Source organism: Pseudomonas sp. GM79, from assembly GCF_000282495.1.
Classification (GTDB): domain Bacteria; phylum Pseudomonadota; class Gammaproteobacteria; order Pseudomonadales; family Pseudomonadaceae; genus Aquipseudomonas.
Genome location: NZ_AKJE01000021.1, coordinates 26,451 through 45,153, shown reverse-complemented (window position 1 = coordinate 45,153; position 18,703 = coordinate 26,451). Strand labels below are relative to the sequence as shown.

Sequence of the window (18,703 nt, the reverse complement as noted above, 5' to 3'; positions counted from 1 at the left end):
AGCATGGCCTCGGGCTCCACTGTGGATGGCGATGGATCGATGAGCGATGTCTGCGTAGAGTGAGCAAAAAACACACAAGGACCACCTTATGTGCCTGATTGTTTTTGCCTGGCGGCCGGGTCATGCCCAGCCACTGATCGTGGCGGCCAACCGCGACGAATTCTATGCCCGGCCCAGCCTGCCCCTGGCGCAATGGCCGCAAGCCCCGCACGTGTATGCCGGTCGCGACCTTGAGGCTGGCGGTACGTGGCTCGGGGTCGGCGCCAATGGGCGCTTCGCCGCGCTGACCAACATCCGTGATCCCCTTCAGCCGCCGGCGCGCAAGTCGCGAGGCGAACTGGTGGCGCAGTTTCTCAGCGGGGACATGTCGATTGACGACTATTTAAAGGACGTTGTCGGACGTTCGCCTGAATACGCCGGGTTTAATCTGTTGATTGGCAATGCCAACGAGCTATGGCACTTCAATGCCCGGGAGACGGAGGCGGTCATGCTCCAGCCGGGCATTTATGGGTTATCGAACGCGGGGCTTGATACGCCGTGGCCGAAAGTGCTCAAGGCCAAGGCAGCATTGAGCGAAGTATTGGGCGATCCGCAGCCGCAGGCGCTGTTAGCCTTGCTGAGCGACCCGCAGACGGCACCGCTTGCCGAACTGCCGGACACTGGCGTGGGACAGGCTACCGAGACGTTGTTGTCGAGCGTGTTTATCAAAAGCCCGACTTACGGGACACGGGCGAGCACGGCGTTGATTGTTCAGGCGGATGGGGGAAGGCATATGGTCGAAAGGAGTTTCGGGCCGTATGGGGGGCATTTGGGGGAAGTAGAGATCAGGATTTAATTTTGTGCTGCCTGGACTGGCCCTATCGCAGGCAAGCCAGCTCCCACAGGTTTTGGTGTTGATCACAAATCAGTGAATCGACCCAAATTCCTGTGGGAGCTGGCTTGCCTGCGATGGGGCCATCAGCCTTTTAAAGGGTTTTGACCGAAGCCGGATTGATCATCCGCGCCAACCCAAGGTTCTTCAGCGCCAGTTGCAGCGAGCTGTGGATAACTTGCGGGTTGTCGATGGTCATCAGCTCAGCCAGCAACTCCTTGGCCTTGCTCAGGTTGATCTGACGCAGCATCCACTTCACTTTCGGCAAGTTGGTAGCGTTCATCGACAGGCTGTCGAAGCCCATCGCCATCAACAGCACTGCCGCCGCCGGGTCACCGGCCATTTCGCCGCAGATACTTACGGGCTTGCCTTCGGCATGAGCATCACGCACCACGTTCTGCAAGGCTTGCAACACTGCCGGGTGCAGGTAGTCGTAGAGATCGGCCACCCGCGGGTTGTTGCGGTCCACGGCCAGCAGGTACTGGGTCAGGTCGTTGGAGCCGACCGACAGGAAGTCCACTTGTCGCGCCAGTTCCCTGGTCTGATACACCGCCGCCGGAATCTCGATCATCACGCCAACCGGCGGCATCGGCACGTCGGTGCCTTCGTCGCGGACTTCGCCCCAGGCCCGATGAATCAGGTGCAGGGCTTCTTCCAGTTCATGGATGCCGGAAATCATCGGCAGCAGAATACGCAGGTTGTTCAGGCCTTCGCTGGCCTTGAGCATGGCGCGGGTCTGCACCAGGAAGATTTCCGGATGGTCGAGGGTCACACGAATGCCGCGCCAGCCGAGGAACGGGTTGTCTTCCTTGATCGGGAAGTACGACAGCGCCTTGTCGCCGCCGATGTCCAGGCTGCGCATGGTCACCGGTTGCGGATGGAACGCGGCGAGCTGCTCGCGATAGATTGCCAGCTGCTCTTTTTCGCTCGGGAAGCGCTGGTTGATCATGAACGGCACTTCGGTGCGGTACAGCCCCACGCCTTCGGCACCGCGCTTCTGCGCCCGCGCGACGTCCGCCAGAAGACCGGTGTTGACCCACAGCGGCATGCGGTGGCCGTCGACCGTTACACACGGCAAGTCCCGCAATGCATCCAGCCCGAGGGCCAGCTGTTTCTCTTCCTCGACCACCTCGGCGAACTGCTTGCGCAGCACGTCACTGGGGTTGGTATAGACCTCACCGTGGTAGCCGTCGACGATCATCTGGATGCCGTCGACCTTGGAGTACGGCAAGTCGACCAGGCCCATCACCGTCGGAATACCCATGGCGCGCGCCAGGATCGCCACGTGGGAGTTGCCGGAACCGAGTACCGACACCAGACCCACCAGCTTGCCTTCCGGCACCTCGCCGAGCATCGCCGGCGTCAGTTCTTCGCTGACCAGAATGGTGTTGTCGGGGTAGACCAGCGTCTGCTGCCGCTCTTCCTGCAGGTAAGCCAGCAAGCGCCGCCCGAGATCCTTGACGTCCGAGGCGCGCTCACGCAAGTAGGCGTCGTCCATCAATTCGAATCGGTTGACGTGTTCGGTGACCACCTGACGCAACGCGCCCTGAGCCCACTGACCGGTCTTGATCACCGTGGTGATTTCGCTGCCGAGCGAAGCATCGTCGAGCATCATCAGGTAAACGTCGAACAGCGCCCGCTCTTCAGGCCGCAGCTGGGTCGCCAGCTTGGCGGACAAGGCACGCATGTCGGCGCGCACACCTTCGATGGCGGTCTTGAACAGGCCAAGTTCCGCGTTGATGTCGGTGATGGTCTTGTCCGGCACCACATCCAGATCGGCCGGTGGCAGCATGACGACCGCGGTTCCGACCGCCGCGCCCGGCGAACCCGGTACACCGACGAACTTTGCTTCCTGGATACCTTTGCCCTGCCGACCCAGGCCACGGATCGAACCGGTGGCCTCGGCGTGGGCGATAACGCCGGCAAGTTGCGCGCTCATGGTCACGAGGAAGGCTTCTTCACCTTCATCGAACTGACGGCGTTCTTTTTGCTGAATGACCAACACGCCGACAACGCGACGGTGGTGAATGATCGGCGCCCCGAGGAACGAGGCGTAGCGCTCTTCACCGGTCTCGGCGAAGTAACGGTAGCGCGGGTGATCCGCGGCGTTTTCGAGGTTCAGGGGTTCTTCACGCGTGCCGACCAGGCCGACCAGACCTTCGTTGGGTGCCATGCTGACTTTGCCGATCGAGCGCTTGTTCAAGCCCTCGGTGGCCATCAGCACGAAGCGATTGGTCTCGGGGTCAAGCAAGTAGACCGAGCAGACCTGGCTGCCCATGGCCTCTTTGACGCGCAACACAATAATCCCCAACGCCGCCTTGAGATCCTTGGCGGAGTTAACTTCCTGGACGATCTTGCGCAGCGTATTGAGCATGGCTCGGGGTCGAACTCCGTCGTCAGTCGCGCGCTAAAAGGCGCGGGGCAAGCTCTTTGAGAGCGCGGCGATAAACCTCGCGCTTGAATGTCACCACCTGGCCCAACGGATACCAATAACTGACCCAACGCCAGCCATCGAATTCCGGTTTACCGGTCAAATCCATCCGCACCCGCTGCTCGTTGGAGATCAGGCGCAGGAGAAACCATTTCTGCTTCTGGCCGATGCACAGCGGTTGGCTATGCGTCCTGACCAGACGTTGCGGCAAACGATAGCGCAACCAGCCCCGGGTGCAGGCGAGTATTTCAACATCTTCGCGCTCCAGGCCCACTTCTTCGTTCAACTCGCGGTACAAGGCGTCTTCCGGCGTCTCCTGGGGGTTGATCCCTCCCTGTGGAAACTGCCAGGCATCTTGATTGATACGGCGAGCCCATAGCACCTGGCCGGCATCATTCGTCAGAATGATCCCGACATTGGGGCGGAAACCATCGGGGTCGATCACGGCAACAACCTCGCAAACGCATGTCGTCGCATTGTTCCACAAAGGTTGTGAAAGCAGCAACGAGCCGACCTACCTTATGTGCACTCTTGTGAAAAGTCCGTATTCTGGACACCTTTCTACAGACTTTTCAGCGAGTAACTGTAATGCGGCTGGCTTTATTCGACTTGGACAACACGCTTCTGGGCGGTGACAGTGACCACGCCTGGGGCGACTATCTGTGCGAACGCGGTTTCCTCGACGCCGTCGCCTACAAGGCACGCAACGACGAGTTCTATCAGGATTACCTGGCCGGCAAGCTGGATAACGACGCGTACCTGAACTTCTGCCTGGAAGTGCTCGGCCGCACCGAGATGACCACGCTGGATCAATGGCACCTGGACTACATGCGCGACTGCATCGAACCGATCGTGCTGCCCAAGGGCATCGAACTGCTGGCCAAACACCGTGAGGCCGGCGACAAACTGGTGATCATCACCGCCACCAACCGCTTTGTGACCGGGCCGATTGCAGCACGTTTAGGCGTTGAGACCCTGATCGCCACCGAATGCGAAATGATCGACGGCCGTTACACCGGGCGCAGCACTGATGTCCCGTGCTTCCGTGAAGGCAAGGTGACTCGGTTGAATCGTTGGCTGGAAGAGACTGGCCACAATCTGGAAGACAGCTATTTCTATAGTGATTCGATGAATGACTTGTCGTTGCTGGAACAGGTGGCGAATCCGATTGCTGTTGATCCGGATCCGAATCTGCGGGCCGAGGCCGAGAAGCGTGGCTGGCCGGTGATTAGCCTGCGCGACTGAAACCGCTTTCGCGAGCAAGCCCGCTCCCACATTTGATCTGCGTCGTACACAAAATCTGTGTTCGCTGAAGATCTAGTGTGGGAGCGGGCTTGCTCGCGAAGGGGCCGACTCGGTCCAAAGCCCTAAACCGGCTTGGCCCCCATCAACCCCGCAATGGCGATAAAGCAGACAACGCTGAACAATGCGAGGGCGAAGGTAAACTTGCCATTGCCTCCCGGAACAGTGCGCAGCCGATTCAGCCGCACCACCAGCCAGAACCAGCCCAACGCCGCCACGGTGTAGAGCACACTGGACGCCAGCAGCCAGGTCTGTCCCAACGGCCAGCCCACCAGATGCACCATCCACCAACCGGTGAACGGCATGCTCAACAGTGCCAGCCCCATCAATAGCCAGATGAACACCAGCGGTCGTTGCAAAGTACGAGTGTGAGCGCTCGCGTCGCCGTTACGGCGGGCGCGCCAGACCCAGATCGCCAACCCCAGTGCGCTGATCAACAGCAATACCGTCGCCACGCTATGAGCGATTTTGAGGGCGGTTAACGTTTCCATTGTTCGATTTCCTTATGGCCTGCCGATCAGCGTAGCCGCTCAGCCGAGAAACAGCTGATAGGCCGGGTTGTCGCTTTCGTCCCAGTACGGGTAGCCGATTTCTTCCAGCGCGGCCGGTACCAGATGACGCTCATCGTGCGGCACTTGCAGGCCCGCGACCACACGGCCATCGGCCGCGCCGTGGTTGCGGTAGTGGAACATCGAAATGTTCCAGCGCCCGCCGAGCTTGTTGAGGAAGTTGAACAACGCACCCGGACGCTCCGGAAACTCGAAGCGCAGCACCACTTCATCGACCACATGGACAGCGCGCCCGCCAACCATATGGCGGATGTGCAACTTGGCCAGTTCGTTGTCGGTCAGGTCGAGCACCGGGAAACCCTGCTCGGAGAGACTGGCGAGCAGCGCACTGCGCGGGTCGTTTTCCGGATGCGTCTGCACGCCGACAAAGATGTGCGCTTCGCTGCCGGTGTTGTAGCGGTAGTTGAATTCGGTGATCTGGCGCTTGCCGATGGCTTCGCAGAACGCCTTGAAACTGCCCGGTTTCTCGGGGATGGTCACGGCGATGATGGCTTCGCGACCCTCGCCCAGTTCAGCGCGTTCGGCCACGTGGCGCAAGCGGTCGAAGTTGACGTTGGCGCCGGAATCGATGGCCACGAAGGTGTGGCCGGTGACACCGCGCTGCTCGACATACTTCTTGATCCCGGCCACGCCCAAGGCGCCGGCAGGCTCAGTGATCGAGCGGGTATCGTCGTAGATATCCTTGATTGCCGCACAGATCTCATCAGTGCTGACAGTGATCACTTCGTCTACGTAGTCTTTGCAGATGTCGAAAGTGTGCTGGCCGATCTGAGCCACGGCAACGCCATCGGCGAAGAGCCCCACGGTCGGCAGCACCACGCGCTCGCCGGCCGCCATGGCGGCTTGCAGGCAGTTGGAGTCATCCGGTTCGACGCCGATGATTTTGATGTCCGGGCGCAGGTATTTCACGTACGCCGCAATCCCGGCAATCAGCCCGCCGCCGCCCACCGGAACGAAGATCGCATCCAGACGCCCCGGGTGCTGGCGCAGAATCTCCATGGCCACCGTGCCCTGCCCGGCAATGGTGTGGGGGTCATCGTAAGGGTGAATGTAGACGTAGCCTTTTTCGTCGACCAGTTTCAGCGAGTAGGCCAGGGCTTCCGGGAACGAATCCCCGTGCAGCACCACTTTACCGCCACGCGAGCGCACACCTTCGACCTTGATTTCCGGGGTGGTCTTGGGCATCACGATGGTCGCTTTCACGCCCAGAACCTTGGCCGCCAGGGCCAGGCCTTGCGCATGGTTGCCCGCCGACGCGGTGACCACGCCGCGAGCGCGCTCTTCATCGCTCAGTTGCGTCAGCTTGTTGTAGGCGCCGCGAATCTTGAACGAAAACACCGGCTGCAAGTCTTCACGCTTGAGCCAGATATCGTTGCCCAGCCGCTCGGAGAGCTGGCGGGCAGTCTGCAATGGGGTTTCTACGGCAACGTCATAAACGCGCGAGGTGAGGATCTTTTTGACGTACTGTTCGAGCATCGGAAAGCATCACTGAGCGGGTTGGGCAGGGCCAAGGAGTCTAACCCGGCTTTTGGGCGGGCGACCACACTAAACAGGTGGTTTTAGCCGCTCGCCAGCGCAAGAGACTCATTGTGGCGAGGGAGCTTGCTCCCGTTGGAGCGCGAAGCGCTCCCCAAAACCGATACCCCGCTCTTTCAGACACACCGCATCAGCAGGTTTTACGACTGCTGCGCAGCCGAGCGGGAGCAAGCTCCCTCGCCACAGGCAAGCCCCCTCGCCACCATTCGACATACCGGCAATGACCTTCCCCATCGCGAGGCCTATAATGCCGGCCTTTCGTCCCCTCTTCGGCACTTCGGAGCCCGCATGACCCAGGATCAACTCAAACAGGCAGTGGCTCAGGCCGCCGTCGACTTCATCCTTCCGAAACTCGACGACAAGAGCATCGTCGGGGTCGGCACCGGCTCCACCGCCAATTGCTTCATCGATGCCCTGGCCAAGCACAAAGGCGCGTTCGATGGCGCGGTCGCCAGCTCCGAAGCCACCGCCGCCCGCCTCAAAGGCCACGGCATTCCGGTGTATGAGCTCAATACCGTCAGCGACCTGGAGTTCTACGTCGATGGCGCCGATGAAAGCGACGCGCACCTGAACCTGATCAAGGGCGGTGGCGCGGCCCTGACCCGCGAGAAGATTGTTGCGGCCGTGGCCAAGACCTTCATCTGCATCGCCGACGCCAGCAAACTGGTGCCGGTGCTTGGTGCGTTCCCGCTGCCGGTGGAAGTGATCCCGATGGCCCGCAGCCACGTGGCCCGCCAACTGGTGAAGCTAGGCGGCGACCCGGTCTACCGTGAAGGCGTGCTGACCGACAACGGCAACATCATCCTCGACGTGTTCAACATGCAGATCACCAACCCGGTGGAGCTGGAAACACAGATCAATGCCATCGTCGGCGTGGTCACCAACGGCTTGTTCGCAGCCCGCCCGGCCGATTTGCTGCTGTTGGGCACGAGTGAAGGCGTGAAAACCCTGCGCGCCGAGTAAGGCATACACCAAACCTGTGGGAGCGGGCTTGCTCGCGAAAGCGGTCTGTCATCCAACATCAATGTTGAATGTGCTGGCCTCTTCGCGAGCAAGCCCGCTCCCACAGTGTTTTGCGGTGTTGGTTAGTTTTGCGGTGGTTTTTTGAAGACGTAGAACAGATTTGGCTCGCTGACGAGGTACAGGGTGCCGTCGTCGTCCATGGCGATGCCTTCCGCTTGCGGCACAGTCTTCTGCAATCCCTGACGCCCCTTGCTCAGTGACAGGGTGGTCAACGGCCGCCCATCGACATCCAGCTCCAGAATCAGTCGCGACTCATCGGACAGCGCCAGCAAATGACCGCTGCGCTCGTCGTATTGCAGGCTCGACAGGTCTCGCACGAACATCCCGGCATCGCGCTTGGGGTTGTTCACCACATGCACTGCGTAGGATTTCTCCGGGTTGTAGTGCGGGAAGCCCTGCACTTCGTAGATCAGCATCGGGTCGCGCTCCTTGGCAACGAACAAGCGCTTGCCCACCGAGTCATAGGCCAACCCTTCGAAACCCTTATTGCCACGCATATGCACGCCGAGGGTGATCTGTTCAGCGTCGGCGGCATCAAGGAACGTCGTGTCCGCCTCCAGATGAATCTTGATCAACCGTTGCTGGCGCTCGTCGGTGATCACGTAAGTGTCAGCGCTGATGAACTCCACCGCCTCCGGGTCGCCAAACCCGATCAGTGCCACACGCCGCAGGATTTTGCCTTCCAGGGACAATTCGATCAGTTCGGCATTTTTGTTGGTAACCGTGAACAGGCTTTTGCGCACGGGATCGAAGGTCAGCGCCGAAACATCGTCATCCAGACCGTCAATGACTTGCGCCTCGATCGTTACCTGATATTGATCCAGGCCAATCGACTGGGCATTCATCGGCTGCCATAACGTCTGCACATTGAACCAGGTGCGCTCGAACAGGCGCAGGTATTGGCCGACGGCAACCAGCATGATCAGCGCAATGACCGACAGGATCAGTATCAGGGGTTTGGGACGGGCAAGTCGGCGCATTCAGGCAGGCTCGGAAACAAGACGGGTGGATGAAATACCACGGCAGTATGAATTCAAGCTTAATGGCCAATGGCCTTTGACGACAATTGCCGAACTCCTACGGTTGTTTTTCGAAGCGATAGAACAGGTTCGGCTCACTCACAATGTACAGCGTGCCCGCTTCGTCCATCGTCACGCCTTCGGCACGGGGAATGGTTTTTTTCAGACCATTGAAACCACCCAGCAGAGTCATGAAACTGACCTGCTCGCCTTTTTCGTCCAATTCCAGCAACAAGTGAGAGTCGGCGGACAGCACCAAGGTATGGCCGGTGCGCGGATCGATGGCCAAGGCCGACAGGTTGCGGATATCCAGTTCGTCGCTGGACAGCTTCTGCTTGTCGCCCTTGAGGATTTGGCTGCCATCGCTTTTCCAGCTGAACAGCGCCGGCGGACGCTCTTCGCCCAGCAGCAGTTGCTGGTTACGCGCATCCCAGGCGATCGCCTCGAAGGCCTTATTCTGGTTTTCCGACGGGCCCAGGTCGTATTTCGGGAAACTGGCGATATTCAGTTCCCGGGTATCGGCATCGACCTTGACGATGGAAAGCAGGTGTTTGCGCTCATCGGTAATTGCCAGCAAACCGTTGCCCATGACCGCTACCGCTTCCGGGTTGCCCCAACCCACCAGCGGCATCTTGCGCAACACATCGCCCTGCAACGTCAGCTCGACCAGGAACGGGTTCTTGCCCATCACCGCAAACAGGGTTTTGGTCTGCGGGTCATAAGAAACATCTGACGCTTCGTCCTTCTCCATGCCCGGCAGCAACTTGGCGTCGATCACCGCCCGGTAATCCGGCAGCCAGATACTCTCTTTTCGCTCGGCCGGGCTTTCGAAACGCTCCATCACCCAGAGCACGCCGCGATCATCCCAGTGCATCGCAAACACGAGGCCATACACAGCAGCCGCTACCAGCAAAAGCCAGGAATACCAACGCATGACAAAGCGCGAGCGGCGGGCAGTTTTCAGCTTGGACAGCGGTTGGGTGGCCATGCAGGGATGTGTTCCAGAAATTCAGGCTATGGGTAATAGCACATTGGGACTGGCTCAGACGCCAGAAGCCCCGGAATTATCCGGACAGTATGTGAAAAAAACGGGAAATGGCGGGATTGCCCTTTGCGGGCAGATGCGATTTGCAGAGCGAATCACAAACCAAAGTGGGAGCGGGCTTGCTCGCGAAAGCGGTGTGTCATCCAACATTGATGCTGGATTTGACGGCCTCTTCGCGAGCAAGCCCGCTCCCACACAGGGTTTTGTGTTGGGTCAGCGCACGCTGCTGGTGAAGCGGCTGGCGCCTGGCAGTTCGAGCACCAGTTCGTCACCGACATTCAACGGGCCAACACCCACCGGCGTACCGGTGAGGATCACGTCACCGGCCTGCAGCGAGAAGCAACCGGCCATGTACTGGATCATTGGCACGATCGGATTCAGCATGTCCTTGCTGTTGCCATCCTGGCGCACTTCACCATTGATGGTCAGGCGGATACCGATGTCGGTCAGGTCGGCGAAGGTACTGCCCGCCACGAACGGCGCAATCACTGCCGCGCCGTCGAAGGACTTGGCGATTTCCCACGGCAGGCCCTTGGCTTTCAGCTCGGCCTGTTTGTCGCGCAGGGTCAGGTCCAGGGCAGGGGCGATGCCGGAGATGGCATCCAGAACTTCTTCACGGCTCGGCTTGGTCGACAGTGGCTTGCCGATCAACACGGCGATTTCCGCTTCGTAATGCACCGAGCCACGTTCGGTCGGAATACTGAAACCGCCTTCCAGCGGCACCACGCAACTGCCCGGCTTGATGAACAGCAGTGGCTCGGTAGGCACCGGGTTGTCCAGTTCCTTGGCGTGTTCGGCGTAGTTACGGCCGATGCATACCACTTTGCCCAACGGGAAGTGAATACGCGTGCCGTCGACATACTGGTGCTGATAGCTCATTGACCGACTCCTGATTCATTGATTCAAACAGCGAAAATCTTGCCCGGGTTCATGATGCCGTTCGGGTCGAACACCGCTTTGACGGCTTTCATGTACTCGATCTCAACCGGCGAGCGACTGTAGGTCAAGTAATCACGCTTGGTCATGCCCACGCCATGTTCGGCGGAAATCGAACCGTTGTACTTCTCCACGGTTTCGAACACCCACTTGTTGACGGTCGCGCATTTGGCGAAGAACTCGTCCTTGCTCAGGTTGTCCGGCTTGAGGATGTTCAAATGCAGGTTGCCATCGCCGATGTGGCCGAACCAGACGATTTCGAAATCCGGGTAATGTTCGCCGACGATCGCGTCGATTTCTTTCAGGAACGCCGGGACTTTCGACACAGTGACCGAAATGTCGTTCTTGTACGGCGTCCAGTGGGAGATGGTTTCGGAGATGTACTCGCGCAACTTCCACAGGTTCTGCAACTGGGTTTCGCTCTGGCTCATCACGCCGTCCAGTACCCAGCCCTGCTCGACGCAGTGCTCGAAGGTTTCCAGGGCATGATTGGCCACTTCTTCGGTGGTCGCTTCGAATTCCAGCAGCGCGTAGAACGGGCAATCGGATTCGAACGGCGCCGGTACGTCACCGCGCGCCATAACCTTGGCCAAGGCTTTATCGGAGAAGAATTCGAAGGCAGTCAGGTCAAGCTTGCTCTGGAACGCGTGCAATACCGGCATGATCGAATCGAAATCGGCAGTGCCGAGGACCATCGCGGTGAGGTTTTTCGGCGCACGGTCCAGACGCATGGTGGCCTCGACCACAAAACCCAGCGTGCCTTCGGCGCCGATGAACAGCTGACGCAGGTCGTAGCCGGTGGCGTTCTTGATCAGATCTTTATTCAGCTCCAGCAGATCGCCCTTACCGGTGACGACTTTCATGCCGGCCACCCAGTTGCGGGTCATGCCGTAGCGAATCACCTTGATCCCGCCGGCATTGGTGCCGATGTTGCCGCCAATCTGGCTGGAACCTGCCGAAGCAAAATCCACCGGATAGTACAGACCGTGCTCTTGGGCCTTGTTCTGCAATTGCTCGGTGACCACGCCCGGCTGACAAACGGCCGTGCGGTCAGTCAGGTTCACGTCGAGGATCTGGTTCATGTAGTCGAAGGACACGACCACTTCGCCATTGGCTGCCACGGCCGCAGCCGAAAGCCCGGTACGACCGCCAGACGGCACCAGCGCAACCTTGTGTTCATTGGCCCAACGGACAATGGCCTGGACCTGCTCGGTGGTCTTGGGGAACACAATGGCCGTCGGGGCCGGGGCGAAATGCTTGGTCCAATCCTTACCGTAAGCATTCAGGGAGTCGGCGTCGGTCAGGACCTTGCCAGGCTCAACCAGGGTCTTCAGCTCATCAATCAGCGCAGGATCGGTCATCGACAGAACTCTCGAACAATTCATGGTCATCCTGAGAACGCTTCACGTCGCAGGAATGAGTGTTTAGCGGGGTGCATATGCTAGCATATCGACCCCGCAGCATAGTGCCCAACGGCTGTCCTGCGGCGACGGCTTTCTTGCCGTCCGGGTCAGCATCTGTTGACCATTTCCTGCCATTTTTCTCCGGGATACAGGTTTACGCAGATGAGCAAGACTTCTCTCGATAAGAGCAAGATCAAGTTCCTTCTTCTCGAAGGCGTCCACCAATCGGCTGTCGACGTCCTCAAGGCGGCGGGCTACACCAGCATCGAGTACCTCACAGGTTCTCTGCCGGAAGCCCAGCTCAAGGAAAAGATCGCTGATGCGCACTTCATCGGCATTCGCTCCCGCACTCAGCTGACCGAAGAGATCTTCGATCACGCGAAGAAACTGGTGGCTGTCGGCTGTTTCTGCATCGGCACCAACCAGGTCGACCTCAACGCGGCTCGCGAACGCGGCATCGCGGTATTCAACGCGCCGTACTCCAACACTCGCTCCGTAGCCGAGCTGGTATTGGCCGAGGCGATCCTGTTGCTGCGCGGCATCCCGGAGAAGAACGCTTCCTGCCACCGTGGCGGCTGGATCAAGAGCGCAGCCAACTCCTTCGAGATCCGTGGCAAGAAGCTGGGCATCGTCGGTTACGGCTCGATCGGCACCCAACTGTCGGTTCTGGCTGAGGGCCTGGGGATGCAGGTGTACTTCTACGACACCGTGACCAAGCTGCCACTGGGTAACGCCACCCAGGTCGGCAACCTGCACGAGCTGCTGGGCATGTCCGACATCGTCACCCTGCACGTTCCGGAAACCGCAGCCACCCAGTGGATGATCGGCGAGAAGGAAATCCGCGCCATCAAGAAGGGCGGCATTCTGATCAACGCTGCTCGCGGCACTGTTGTTGAACTGGACGCCCTGGCGGACGCGATCAAGGACAAGCACCTGATCGGCGCGGCCATCGACGTATTCCCGGTGGAGCCGCGCTCCAACGAAGAAGAGTTCGAAAGCCCGCTGCGCGGCCTGGACAACGTGATCCTGACCCCGCACATCGGTGGTTCCACTGCTGAGGCGCAAGCCAACATCGGTCTGGAAGTGGCGGAAAAACTGGTCAAGTACAGCGACAACGGTACGTCGGTATCGTCCGTGAACTTCCCGGAAGTGGCCCTGCCGGCTCACCCTGGCAAGCACCGTCTGCTGCACATCCACGAGAACATTCCGGGTGTGATGAGCGAGATCAACAAGGTCTTCGCCGAAAACGGCATCAACATTTCCGGTCAGTTCCTGCAGACCAACGAGAAAGTCGGCTACGTCGTGATCGACGTCGATGCCGAATACTCGGAAATGGCGCAAGAGAAGCTGCAGCACATCAACGGCACCATTCGTTGCCGCGTGTTGTTCTGATCGCTACTTGAGCGACAAAAAAGGGAGCTCCTCGGAGCTCCCTTTTTTACGGCTGCTTTTTCATGGCTGTGGGAAAGTTATTTCACATTCACGGTGATTTTCTTCGAAACGATTGGCGGATCGAACGGCATGTGACCGCTGTCGCCCAGCTCGAGCTGCAAGGTGTGCTTGCCCGGTGTCAATTTGACTTCAGCCTGGGTCTGCGCCTTGCCAAAGTGCAAGTGGTTGGCATCGTTCGGAATCGGGGCGCCAGCGGCTGGGAGCTTATCGACATCGATCAGCAAATGGTGATGGCCGGTGTTCTTGGTGACATCGCCCGCCGGAGCCAGCGCAATGTTCTCGACAGCGAACTTGACAACGACAGTTTGCGGAACCGTGGCTCCGTCCGCAGGAGAAACGATGAACACTTCTGCACCTTTGGGAGCCGGTGTAGCAGCCGTTGCCAGCATCAATGCACCCAGCAACAGGCCAGCCAACGCTGCACGTGACATAAAGCTTTTCATTCTCTTCTCCAGTTTTTCCGTAAAATTCGCTCGACCGTGACAACTTCACGGCCATTCGTTGTCGAAGGCACACGACAACCATAGCAAAGCGAGCCTGAACAGCGCGTCGCGATAAATGAATTCAAAGGAGTGACCATGCGCTTTTTGCCTGGCCTGATCTGCCTGCTACCCCTTTTGAGCCCTTTGGCTCATGCCGAACTGATTGACGATGTAAACGACCGCGGCGAATTGCGCATTGCCCTTGAGGCTAATACACCGCCCTTCAATTTCAAGGATGACGACAAACTGACCGGCTTCGAAGTCGAGTTGGGTCAACTGCTGGCCGATGAGCTGGATGTGCGGGCCGACTTCGTCGTCACCGATTCCGACGATCTGTTGACCGGCGTCGAAAGCGGTAAATACGACGTCGCCATCAATCACGTAGCACCGACTCCGGACCTGAAGGATCGTTTCGACTTCAGCGAACCTTACATTCACACCAATGCGCAGTTGATCGCGCAGAAAGAAGAGCCGCCGCGTTCGATCCTGTTGGTGCAGTCGCTGACGGAGGAAAAGCCGAAAGCCGCCCCGGCTGTGAGCCTGGCGATTCCGTTTCAGAAGGGTAACCCGGCGTTTCATGCCAGCCTGGAAAACGCCTTGCAGCGGATCAAGGGAGATGGCCGATTGGAGGCGCTGGAACAGAAATGGTTCGGGGCGGATGCGAGTGTGGTGCCGAAACCATAAGCCACTGAAGATTTAGTGTGGGAGCGGGCTTGCTCGCGAAGGCGGTGTGTCAGGCAACATTGATGCCGACTGACACCCCCTCTTCGCGAGCAAGCCCGCTCCCACATGGGTTTTGTGGCAAGTCGTTAGTTCAGGGTTGCCAGCGCTTGCGCCGCTTCGGCCAACTCCAGCTCACTGAACACCTGCACGCCATGGCGCTTGAGCAATGCCGCAGTGACACCCTCGCCATTGACCTTCACGCCGCTGAACGTCCCGTCATAGGTCAACAGATTCCCGCAAGACGGGCTGTTGGCCTTGAGCACGGCGATACGGATGCCGTGCTGTTGCACCAGCTCCAGCGCCTGATAAGCCCCCGAAAGAAACTCGGCACTGACGTCCTCGCCCTCGGTGGTGATGACCGACGCAAGGCCATCAAGCACTTCACCGCCCTGCCCGCCCGGAATCTCCGCCGCGGCCCTTGGCGTCGGCAAACCACCGGCAACTTCCGGACACAACGGCACCACCCGGCCTTCGGCAATCCACTGCTCCAACAGATTGAATGGCCCACTGGCGCCGCCGTCGTAACGGACGCGGTGACCGAGCAAACAACGGCTTACCAGAATCTTTTGCATGATCAGAACGGCTCGTTGCCACGACGGCGGAACCAGCCCGTCAACGACAGGCGATCTCGGGTCGCGGGCAGGACTTCGTGGGGGACTTCGCCCGACAGGAAGACCACCAGGCATCCACCGGTGGGCACCACATCGTGTTCGACGCCTTCGTCCAGGTACATGCGCAACTGACCGCCATGCTCGGGCAGCCAGCTGTCATTGAGGTAGATCACCGCCGAGACCATGCGCCGGTCGTCATCGCGGAAACGGTCGAGATGCTTGAGGTAGAAAGCGCCAGGTGGGTAGAGGGCGAAATGGCTTTCGAAATCTTCCAGGCCCAGAAACAAACTGCGATTCATCGCCTCACGCAGGCTGTTCATCAACCCCAGATAACTGTCGCAGGCCTCGACCTGACCGGGTTCGAGCCACTGGATATGGTCGCCACGAATGCCCTCGCGGATCTCCGAAAACGGCCCGCGCCCGACGGCGGCCGGGGCGAGCTCACCCTCGGCGGCACGTTTGCGGCACTCGGCCGCCAGCGCCCGGGTCAGATCCAGAGGCAGGAAAATAGTCTGCTGCGACCAGCCGCGCTCAGCCAGGTCGTCGACGATACGTAACAGCAGCGGATGATCAGAGGATATTTGCATGGCGCGCATAGTATTCCTGTGCCCGCAAATCCGACAGAGCCGCGCAGCGGAGTATTGGTCGGATAAGGCGCGCAACCTGATACGAATTCTCGACAAGTGCGAATGCCGCACGGAGAATAGTCGCCTGCTGACAGGAGTCCCTATGCGCCGTTTGCTTTTCTCACTGCTGATGTTCTGTGTTTTGCCCGCCTGGGCGGACGGCCACGACCAGTTGTACAAGGTCGCCGGTTGGCCAGAACAACGCGCGCATTTCAGCGATGCTCTCTCCGCCGCTCAGCAGCGTTACCAGAACAGCCTGCCGCCGGCGGTGTTTCAGGCCCTGGTCAACAACAGTAATCAGCGTTTCGCCCCCAAGGCCATGGACCAGCGTGCCGAAGCGCAGCTGCGCAAAAAGCTAGCCGATCCGAAACCTGCATTGACCTTCTTTCAATCGTCCTTGGGCAAGAAAATCGTCGCCGCCGAACTGCTGGCGACCCGTCGCGATCAATTGGCGAAAAACGCCAAGGGCTTGCCGAAAATGCAGGCCAGCGATACCCGTCAGCTGATCATTGGTCACCTGGCCCAAGCCCTGCCTGCCCGCGAGGCCGGCGCTGAAGTCAGCCTGGCAATAGCAGGCGTGGCGGCCGACAGCCTGAGCTCGATGATCCCCGGCCTGCTCGGTGGCGGTCAGGCACAAGGCATGCTGAACGGCCAGCGCCAGCGCCTGATGGAGCAGATCGGCGCTGACCTGAACAATACGCTGCTGTATGTCTATCGCGACCTGTCGGATGACGAGTTGGAAGAATTCGCCACATTCGCCGAGTCCAGTGAAGGCAAGGCTTACTACCAAGCGGCATTGGCGGCGATTCGGGCGGGGTTGGCGGTGGGGCAGAGTACGTCGAGCCTTACTCAGTAAGGCTGCAGCGTCTGGACGATCGCTTTCGCGAGCAAGCCCGCTCCCACACTTGATCTCTGGCGTACATGAATTCTGTATCCGCTGGAGATCTAATGTGGGAGCGGGCTTGCTCGCGAAGAGGCCCGAACGACCGCTAGAGATTCCGCCCCTTCATCCGCTTGCTCAAAAACCCGAAATACTCCTGCCGCAATCCCGCTGACTCATTCGCCAGATGATGCCGCGCCTCAGGCAGCATCAGCACCTGCGGTCGATCGAACTTACCTCGCAATACATCAAGGTTGTGCTTCCAATCCACCGTCATGTCCGCCTGCCCCTGCACAATCAATGGCCGCCGTGGGCTGCTTGGTGCCGCTTCGATACGCTTGATCCATCGCCCCAGCGCACCGACCCAGGCCGTCGGCAGACGCAGCGGTTGCAGCGGATCGGCTTGCAGGAATGCGAGGAAGTCGGGGTCGTTGGAGTTCTCGCTGAAACGCCGGGCGATGCCTTTTACGAACGGTTTGAGCAGGTAATAGCTGAGCTGCGACCAGCCCCAGGCTCGCGGCCGCACCAGCGGCGACAGCAGAATCACTTGCCCCTGGGCCGGACTGCTCGCGCCCTGATTGAGCACATGATCGATCACGATCGCCCCGCCGGTGCTTTGCCCGCACAGGTGCCAAGGCTGCGGAAGGCCCAGCGATTGCGCCTCGGCCAACAGCCCTTGCAGCGCGCTCTGATACTCGGCGAAGTCCTTGATGCTCGCCCGTTCGCCACTGGACAAGCCATGCCCCGGCAGGTCACAGGCGATCACCGCAAAACCCTGGTCCAGCGCCCACTCGATCACATGCCGATAGAGCCCGGTGTGATCGTAGAAACCGTGAAACAAAAACAGCGTCGCCTTCGCCCGCTCGGGCCACCAGAGCTGGCTGACCACTTCATAGCCATCGACCTCGAAACGCCCCAGGCCACTGCGCAGGTTTCGCTGCGGGAAATCCAGTCCATAAAAATGCTGATAGGCCTTGGCTTCCGTCGACAGCGGCTGCCACTCGGCCAATGGCCGCAGGCTGGCACGCAAATGATCGGGGTCGAAAGTGGCAGACATGGGCTATTCCAGAGCGCGAAACGGACTTTATGGGCCTGCGATATTCATCTGTCGCGGCAAGCATGGCAAGCTAGCCGACCTTCGAGGATTGAAACCCATGCGTCCGGTCTACCGCACCACACTGCTTGCCAGCCTGCTCGCCCTTGTGTGTGTCGGCGTGCTATGGGCCGCCTACGACTGGTTTCAGGGGCGCTACTTGCGCGCCTTCAGCTCGCACACTGCGGTGTTCTCCGGCGACCCATTGCGCCTGCCAGACGAACTTGCCGGCCCCGGCGCCATTCGCCTGGTGCATTTCTGGGACCCGGCCTGCCCGTGCAATGTCGGCAACCAACAACACCTGACCGAACTGGTCGAGCAGTATGTACCGCAGGGCGTCGAGTTCTATGCGGTCCAAAAGCCCGGCAGCCACGGTCAACTGCCCGGCACGTTGAGTCGCCTTAAAACCATCACTGTCTTGCCAGGTTCCGAACAGATCCCTGCCAGCCCGGCGGTGGCGATCTGGGACCGCAGTGGCAAGCTGGCGTATTTCGGGCCGTACAGCGAAGGCCTGACCTGCAATTCGAGCAACAGCTTTATCGAGCCCATTCTGCAAGCGCTGAATGAAGGCCGGGCGGTGAACGCCACCCACACACTGGCGGTGGGTTGCTACTGCCCGTGGCCTGCTGAGGTGAAGTAAGGCATTCCTGACTTTTCCAGGACCGCGATGCCCGGCACAGGAGGTCTGTGCTACACGTTTG

General features: G+C 59.7%; 19 protein-coding genes. 7 read left to right on the top strand and 12 right to left on the bottom strand.

Going from position 1 to position 18,703, the window contains the following annotated elements:
• Positions 1-88 precede the first annotated feature (88 nt).
• The gene (locus tag PMI36_RS25915) at positions 89-835 is read left to right on the top strand and encodes an NRDE family protein (RefSeq protein ID WP_008068022.1); all 747 of its coding nucleotides are present in this window, start codon (positions 89-91) and stop codon (positions 833-835) included.
• A 130-nt stretch (positions 836-965) separates the two neighbouring features.
• On the opposite strand, the gene ptsP is transcribed toward PMI36_RS25915, so the two are convergent.
• Both ptsP and PMI36_RS25925 read right to left on the bottom strand, forming a co-directional pair.
• Positions 966-3,245 (bottom strand): phosphoenolpyruvate--protein phosphotransferase, encoded by a 2,280-nt coding sequence (ptsP, locus tag PMI36_RS25920; RefSeq protein ID WP_008068020.1) that lies wholly within the window; start codon positions 3,243-3,245, stop codon positions 966-968.
• Positions 3,246-3,267: 22 nt separating this feature from the next.
• Positions 3,268-3,747, bottom strand: coding sequence for an RNA pyrophosphohydrolase (locus tag PMI36_RS25925; RefSeq protein ID WP_007897732.1), 480 nt, complete (start codon positions 3,745-3,747; stop codon positions 3,268-3,270).
• 143 nt (positions 3,748-3,890) lie between these two features.
• Here PMI36_RS25925 and PMI36_RS25930 point away from each other — a divergent pair, with 143 nt between their 5' ends.
• Positions 3,891-4,547 carry an HAD family hydrolase gene (locus PMI36_RS25930; RefSeq protein ID WP_008068018.1) on the top strand — a complete coding sequence of 219 codons (657 nt, stop codon included), beginning with the start codon at positions 3,891-3,893 and terminating at the stop codon, positions 4,545-4,547.
• 122 nt (positions 4,548-4,669) lie between these two features.
• Here PMI36_RS25930 and PMI36_RS25935 read toward each other — a convergent pair whose 3' ends face one another.
• Both PMI36_RS25935 and ilvA read right to left on the bottom strand, forming a co-directional pair.
• Positions 4,670-5,095, bottom strand: coding sequence for a DUF2269 domain-containing protein (locus PMI36_RS25935; RefSeq protein ID WP_008068016.1), 426 nt, complete (start codon positions 5,093-5,095; stop codon positions 4,670-4,672).
• 39 nt (positions 5,096-5,134) lie between these two features.
• Positions 5,135-6,649, bottom strand: coding sequence for a threonine ammonia-lyase, biosynthetic (gene ilvA, locus PMI36_RS25940; protein WP_008068014.1), 1,515 nt, complete (start codon positions 6,647-6,649; stop codon positions 5,135-5,137).
• Positions 6,650-6,997: 348 nt separating this feature from the next.
• Between ilvA and rpiA the strand changes: the two genes are divergently transcribed.
• Positions 6,998-7,672 carry a ribose-5-phosphate isomerase RpiA gene (gene rpiA, locus PMI36_RS25945; protein ID WP_008068012.1) on the top strand — a complete coding sequence of 225 codons (675 nt, stop codon included), beginning with the start codon at positions 6,998-7,000 and terminating at the stop codon, positions 7,670-7,672.
• Between the two features lie 122 nt (positions 7,673-7,794).
• On the opposite strand, the gene PMI36_RS25950 is transcribed toward rpiA, so the two are convergent.
• The 4 genes from PMI36_RS25950 to PMI36_RS25965 all read right to left on the bottom strand — a co-directional run bounded on the left by PMI36_RS25950 (position 7,795) and on the right by PMI36_RS25965 (position 12,093).
• Positions 7,795-8,712: an SdiA-regulated domain-containing protein gene (locus PMI36_RS25950; protein WP_008068010.1), complete on the bottom strand. Its 918-nt coding sequence runs from the start codon at positions 8,710-8,712 to the stop codon at positions 7,795-7,797.
• A 97-nt stretch (positions 8,713-8,809) separates the two neighbouring features.
• Positions 8,810-9,739 carry an SdiA-regulated domain-containing protein gene (locus PMI36_RS25955; protein WP_008068008.1) on the bottom strand — a complete coding sequence of 310 codons (930 nt, stop codon included), beginning with the start codon at positions 9,737-9,739 and terminating at the stop codon, positions 8,810-8,812.
• A 270-nt stretch (positions 9,740-10,009) separates the two neighbouring features.
• Positions 10,010-10,675, bottom strand: a complete 666-nt coding sequence (locus PMI36_RS25960; RefSeq protein WP_008007329.1) for a fumarylacetoacetate hydrolase family protein — start codon at positions 10,673-10,675, stop codon at positions 10,010-10,012.
• Positions 10,676-10,698: 23 nt separating this feature from the next.
• A complete protein-coding gene (locus PMI36_RS25965) occupies positions 10,699-12,093 on the bottom strand; it encodes an FAD-binding oxidoreductase (protein ID WP_032830097.1) in 1,395 nt (464 codons plus the stop codon).
• 204 nt (positions 12,094-12,297) lie between these two features.
• On the opposite strand from PMI36_RS25965, the gene serA reads away from it, so the two are divergent.
• Entirely contained in the window at positions 12,298-13,527 is a 1,230-nt protein-coding gene (serA, locus tag PMI36_RS25970) for a phosphoglycerate dehydrogenase (RefSeq protein WP_007897715.1), read from the top strand.
• A gap of 77 nt (positions 13,528-13,604) precedes the next feature.
• Here serA and PMI36_RS25975 read toward each other — a convergent pair whose 3' ends face one another.
• Complete coding sequence (locus PMI36_RS25975; RefSeq protein WP_008068004.1) at positions 13,605-14,030, bottom strand: DUF4399 domain-containing protein; 426 nt, start codon at positions 14,028-14,030, stop codon at positions 13,605-13,607.
• A gap of 135 nt (positions 14,031-14,165) precedes the next feature.
• Between PMI36_RS25975 and PMI36_RS25980 the strand changes: the two genes are divergently transcribed.
• Positions 14,166-14,753 carry a transporter substrate-binding domain-containing protein gene (locus PMI36_RS25980; RefSeq protein WP_008068003.1) on the top strand — a complete coding sequence of 196 codons (588 nt, stop codon included), beginning with the start codon at positions 14,166-14,168 and terminating at the stop codon, positions 14,751-14,753.
• A gap of 125 nt (positions 14,754-14,878) precedes the next feature.
• On the opposite strand, the gene PMI36_RS25985 is transcribed toward PMI36_RS25980, so the two are convergent.
• Positions 14,879-15,364, bottom strand: a complete 486-nt coding sequence (locus tag PMI36_RS25985; protein ID WP_008068002.1) for a DUF523 domain-containing protein — start codon at positions 15,362-15,364, stop codon at positions 14,879-14,881.
• A 2-nt stretch (positions 15,365-15,366) separates the two neighbouring features.
• Complete coding sequence (locus tag PMI36_RS25990; protein ID WP_008068000.1) at positions 15,367-15,999, bottom strand: 2OG-Fe(II) oxygenase; 633 nt, start codon at positions 15,997-15,999, stop codon at positions 15,367-15,369.
• 133 nt (positions 16,000-16,132) lie between these two features.
• Here PMI36_RS25990 and PMI36_RS25995 point away from each other — a divergent pair, with 133 nt between their 5' ends.
• Positions 16,133-16,885, top strand: coding sequence for a DUF2059 domain-containing protein (locus PMI36_RS25995; protein ID WP_008067998.1), 753 nt, complete (start codon positions 16,133-16,135; stop codon positions 16,883-16,885).
• A 133-nt stretch (positions 16,886-17,018) separates the two neighbouring features.
• Here PMI36_RS25995 and PMI36_RS26000 read toward each other — a convergent pair whose 3' ends face one another.
• Positions 17,019-17,966 (bottom strand): alpha/beta hydrolase, encoded by a 948-nt coding sequence (locus tag PMI36_RS26000; protein ID WP_008067996.1) that lies wholly within the window; start codon positions 17,964-17,966, stop codon positions 17,019-17,021.
• 97 nt (positions 17,967-18,063) lie between these two features.
• Here PMI36_RS26000 and PMI36_RS26005 point away from each other — a divergent pair, with 97 nt between their 5' ends.
• Complete coding sequence (locus PMI36_RS26005) at positions 18,064-18,642, top strand: DUF6436 domain-containing protein (protein WP_008067994.1); 579 nt, start codon at positions 18,064-18,066, stop codon at positions 18,640-18,642.
• Positions 18,643-18,703: the final 61 nt, after the last annotated feature.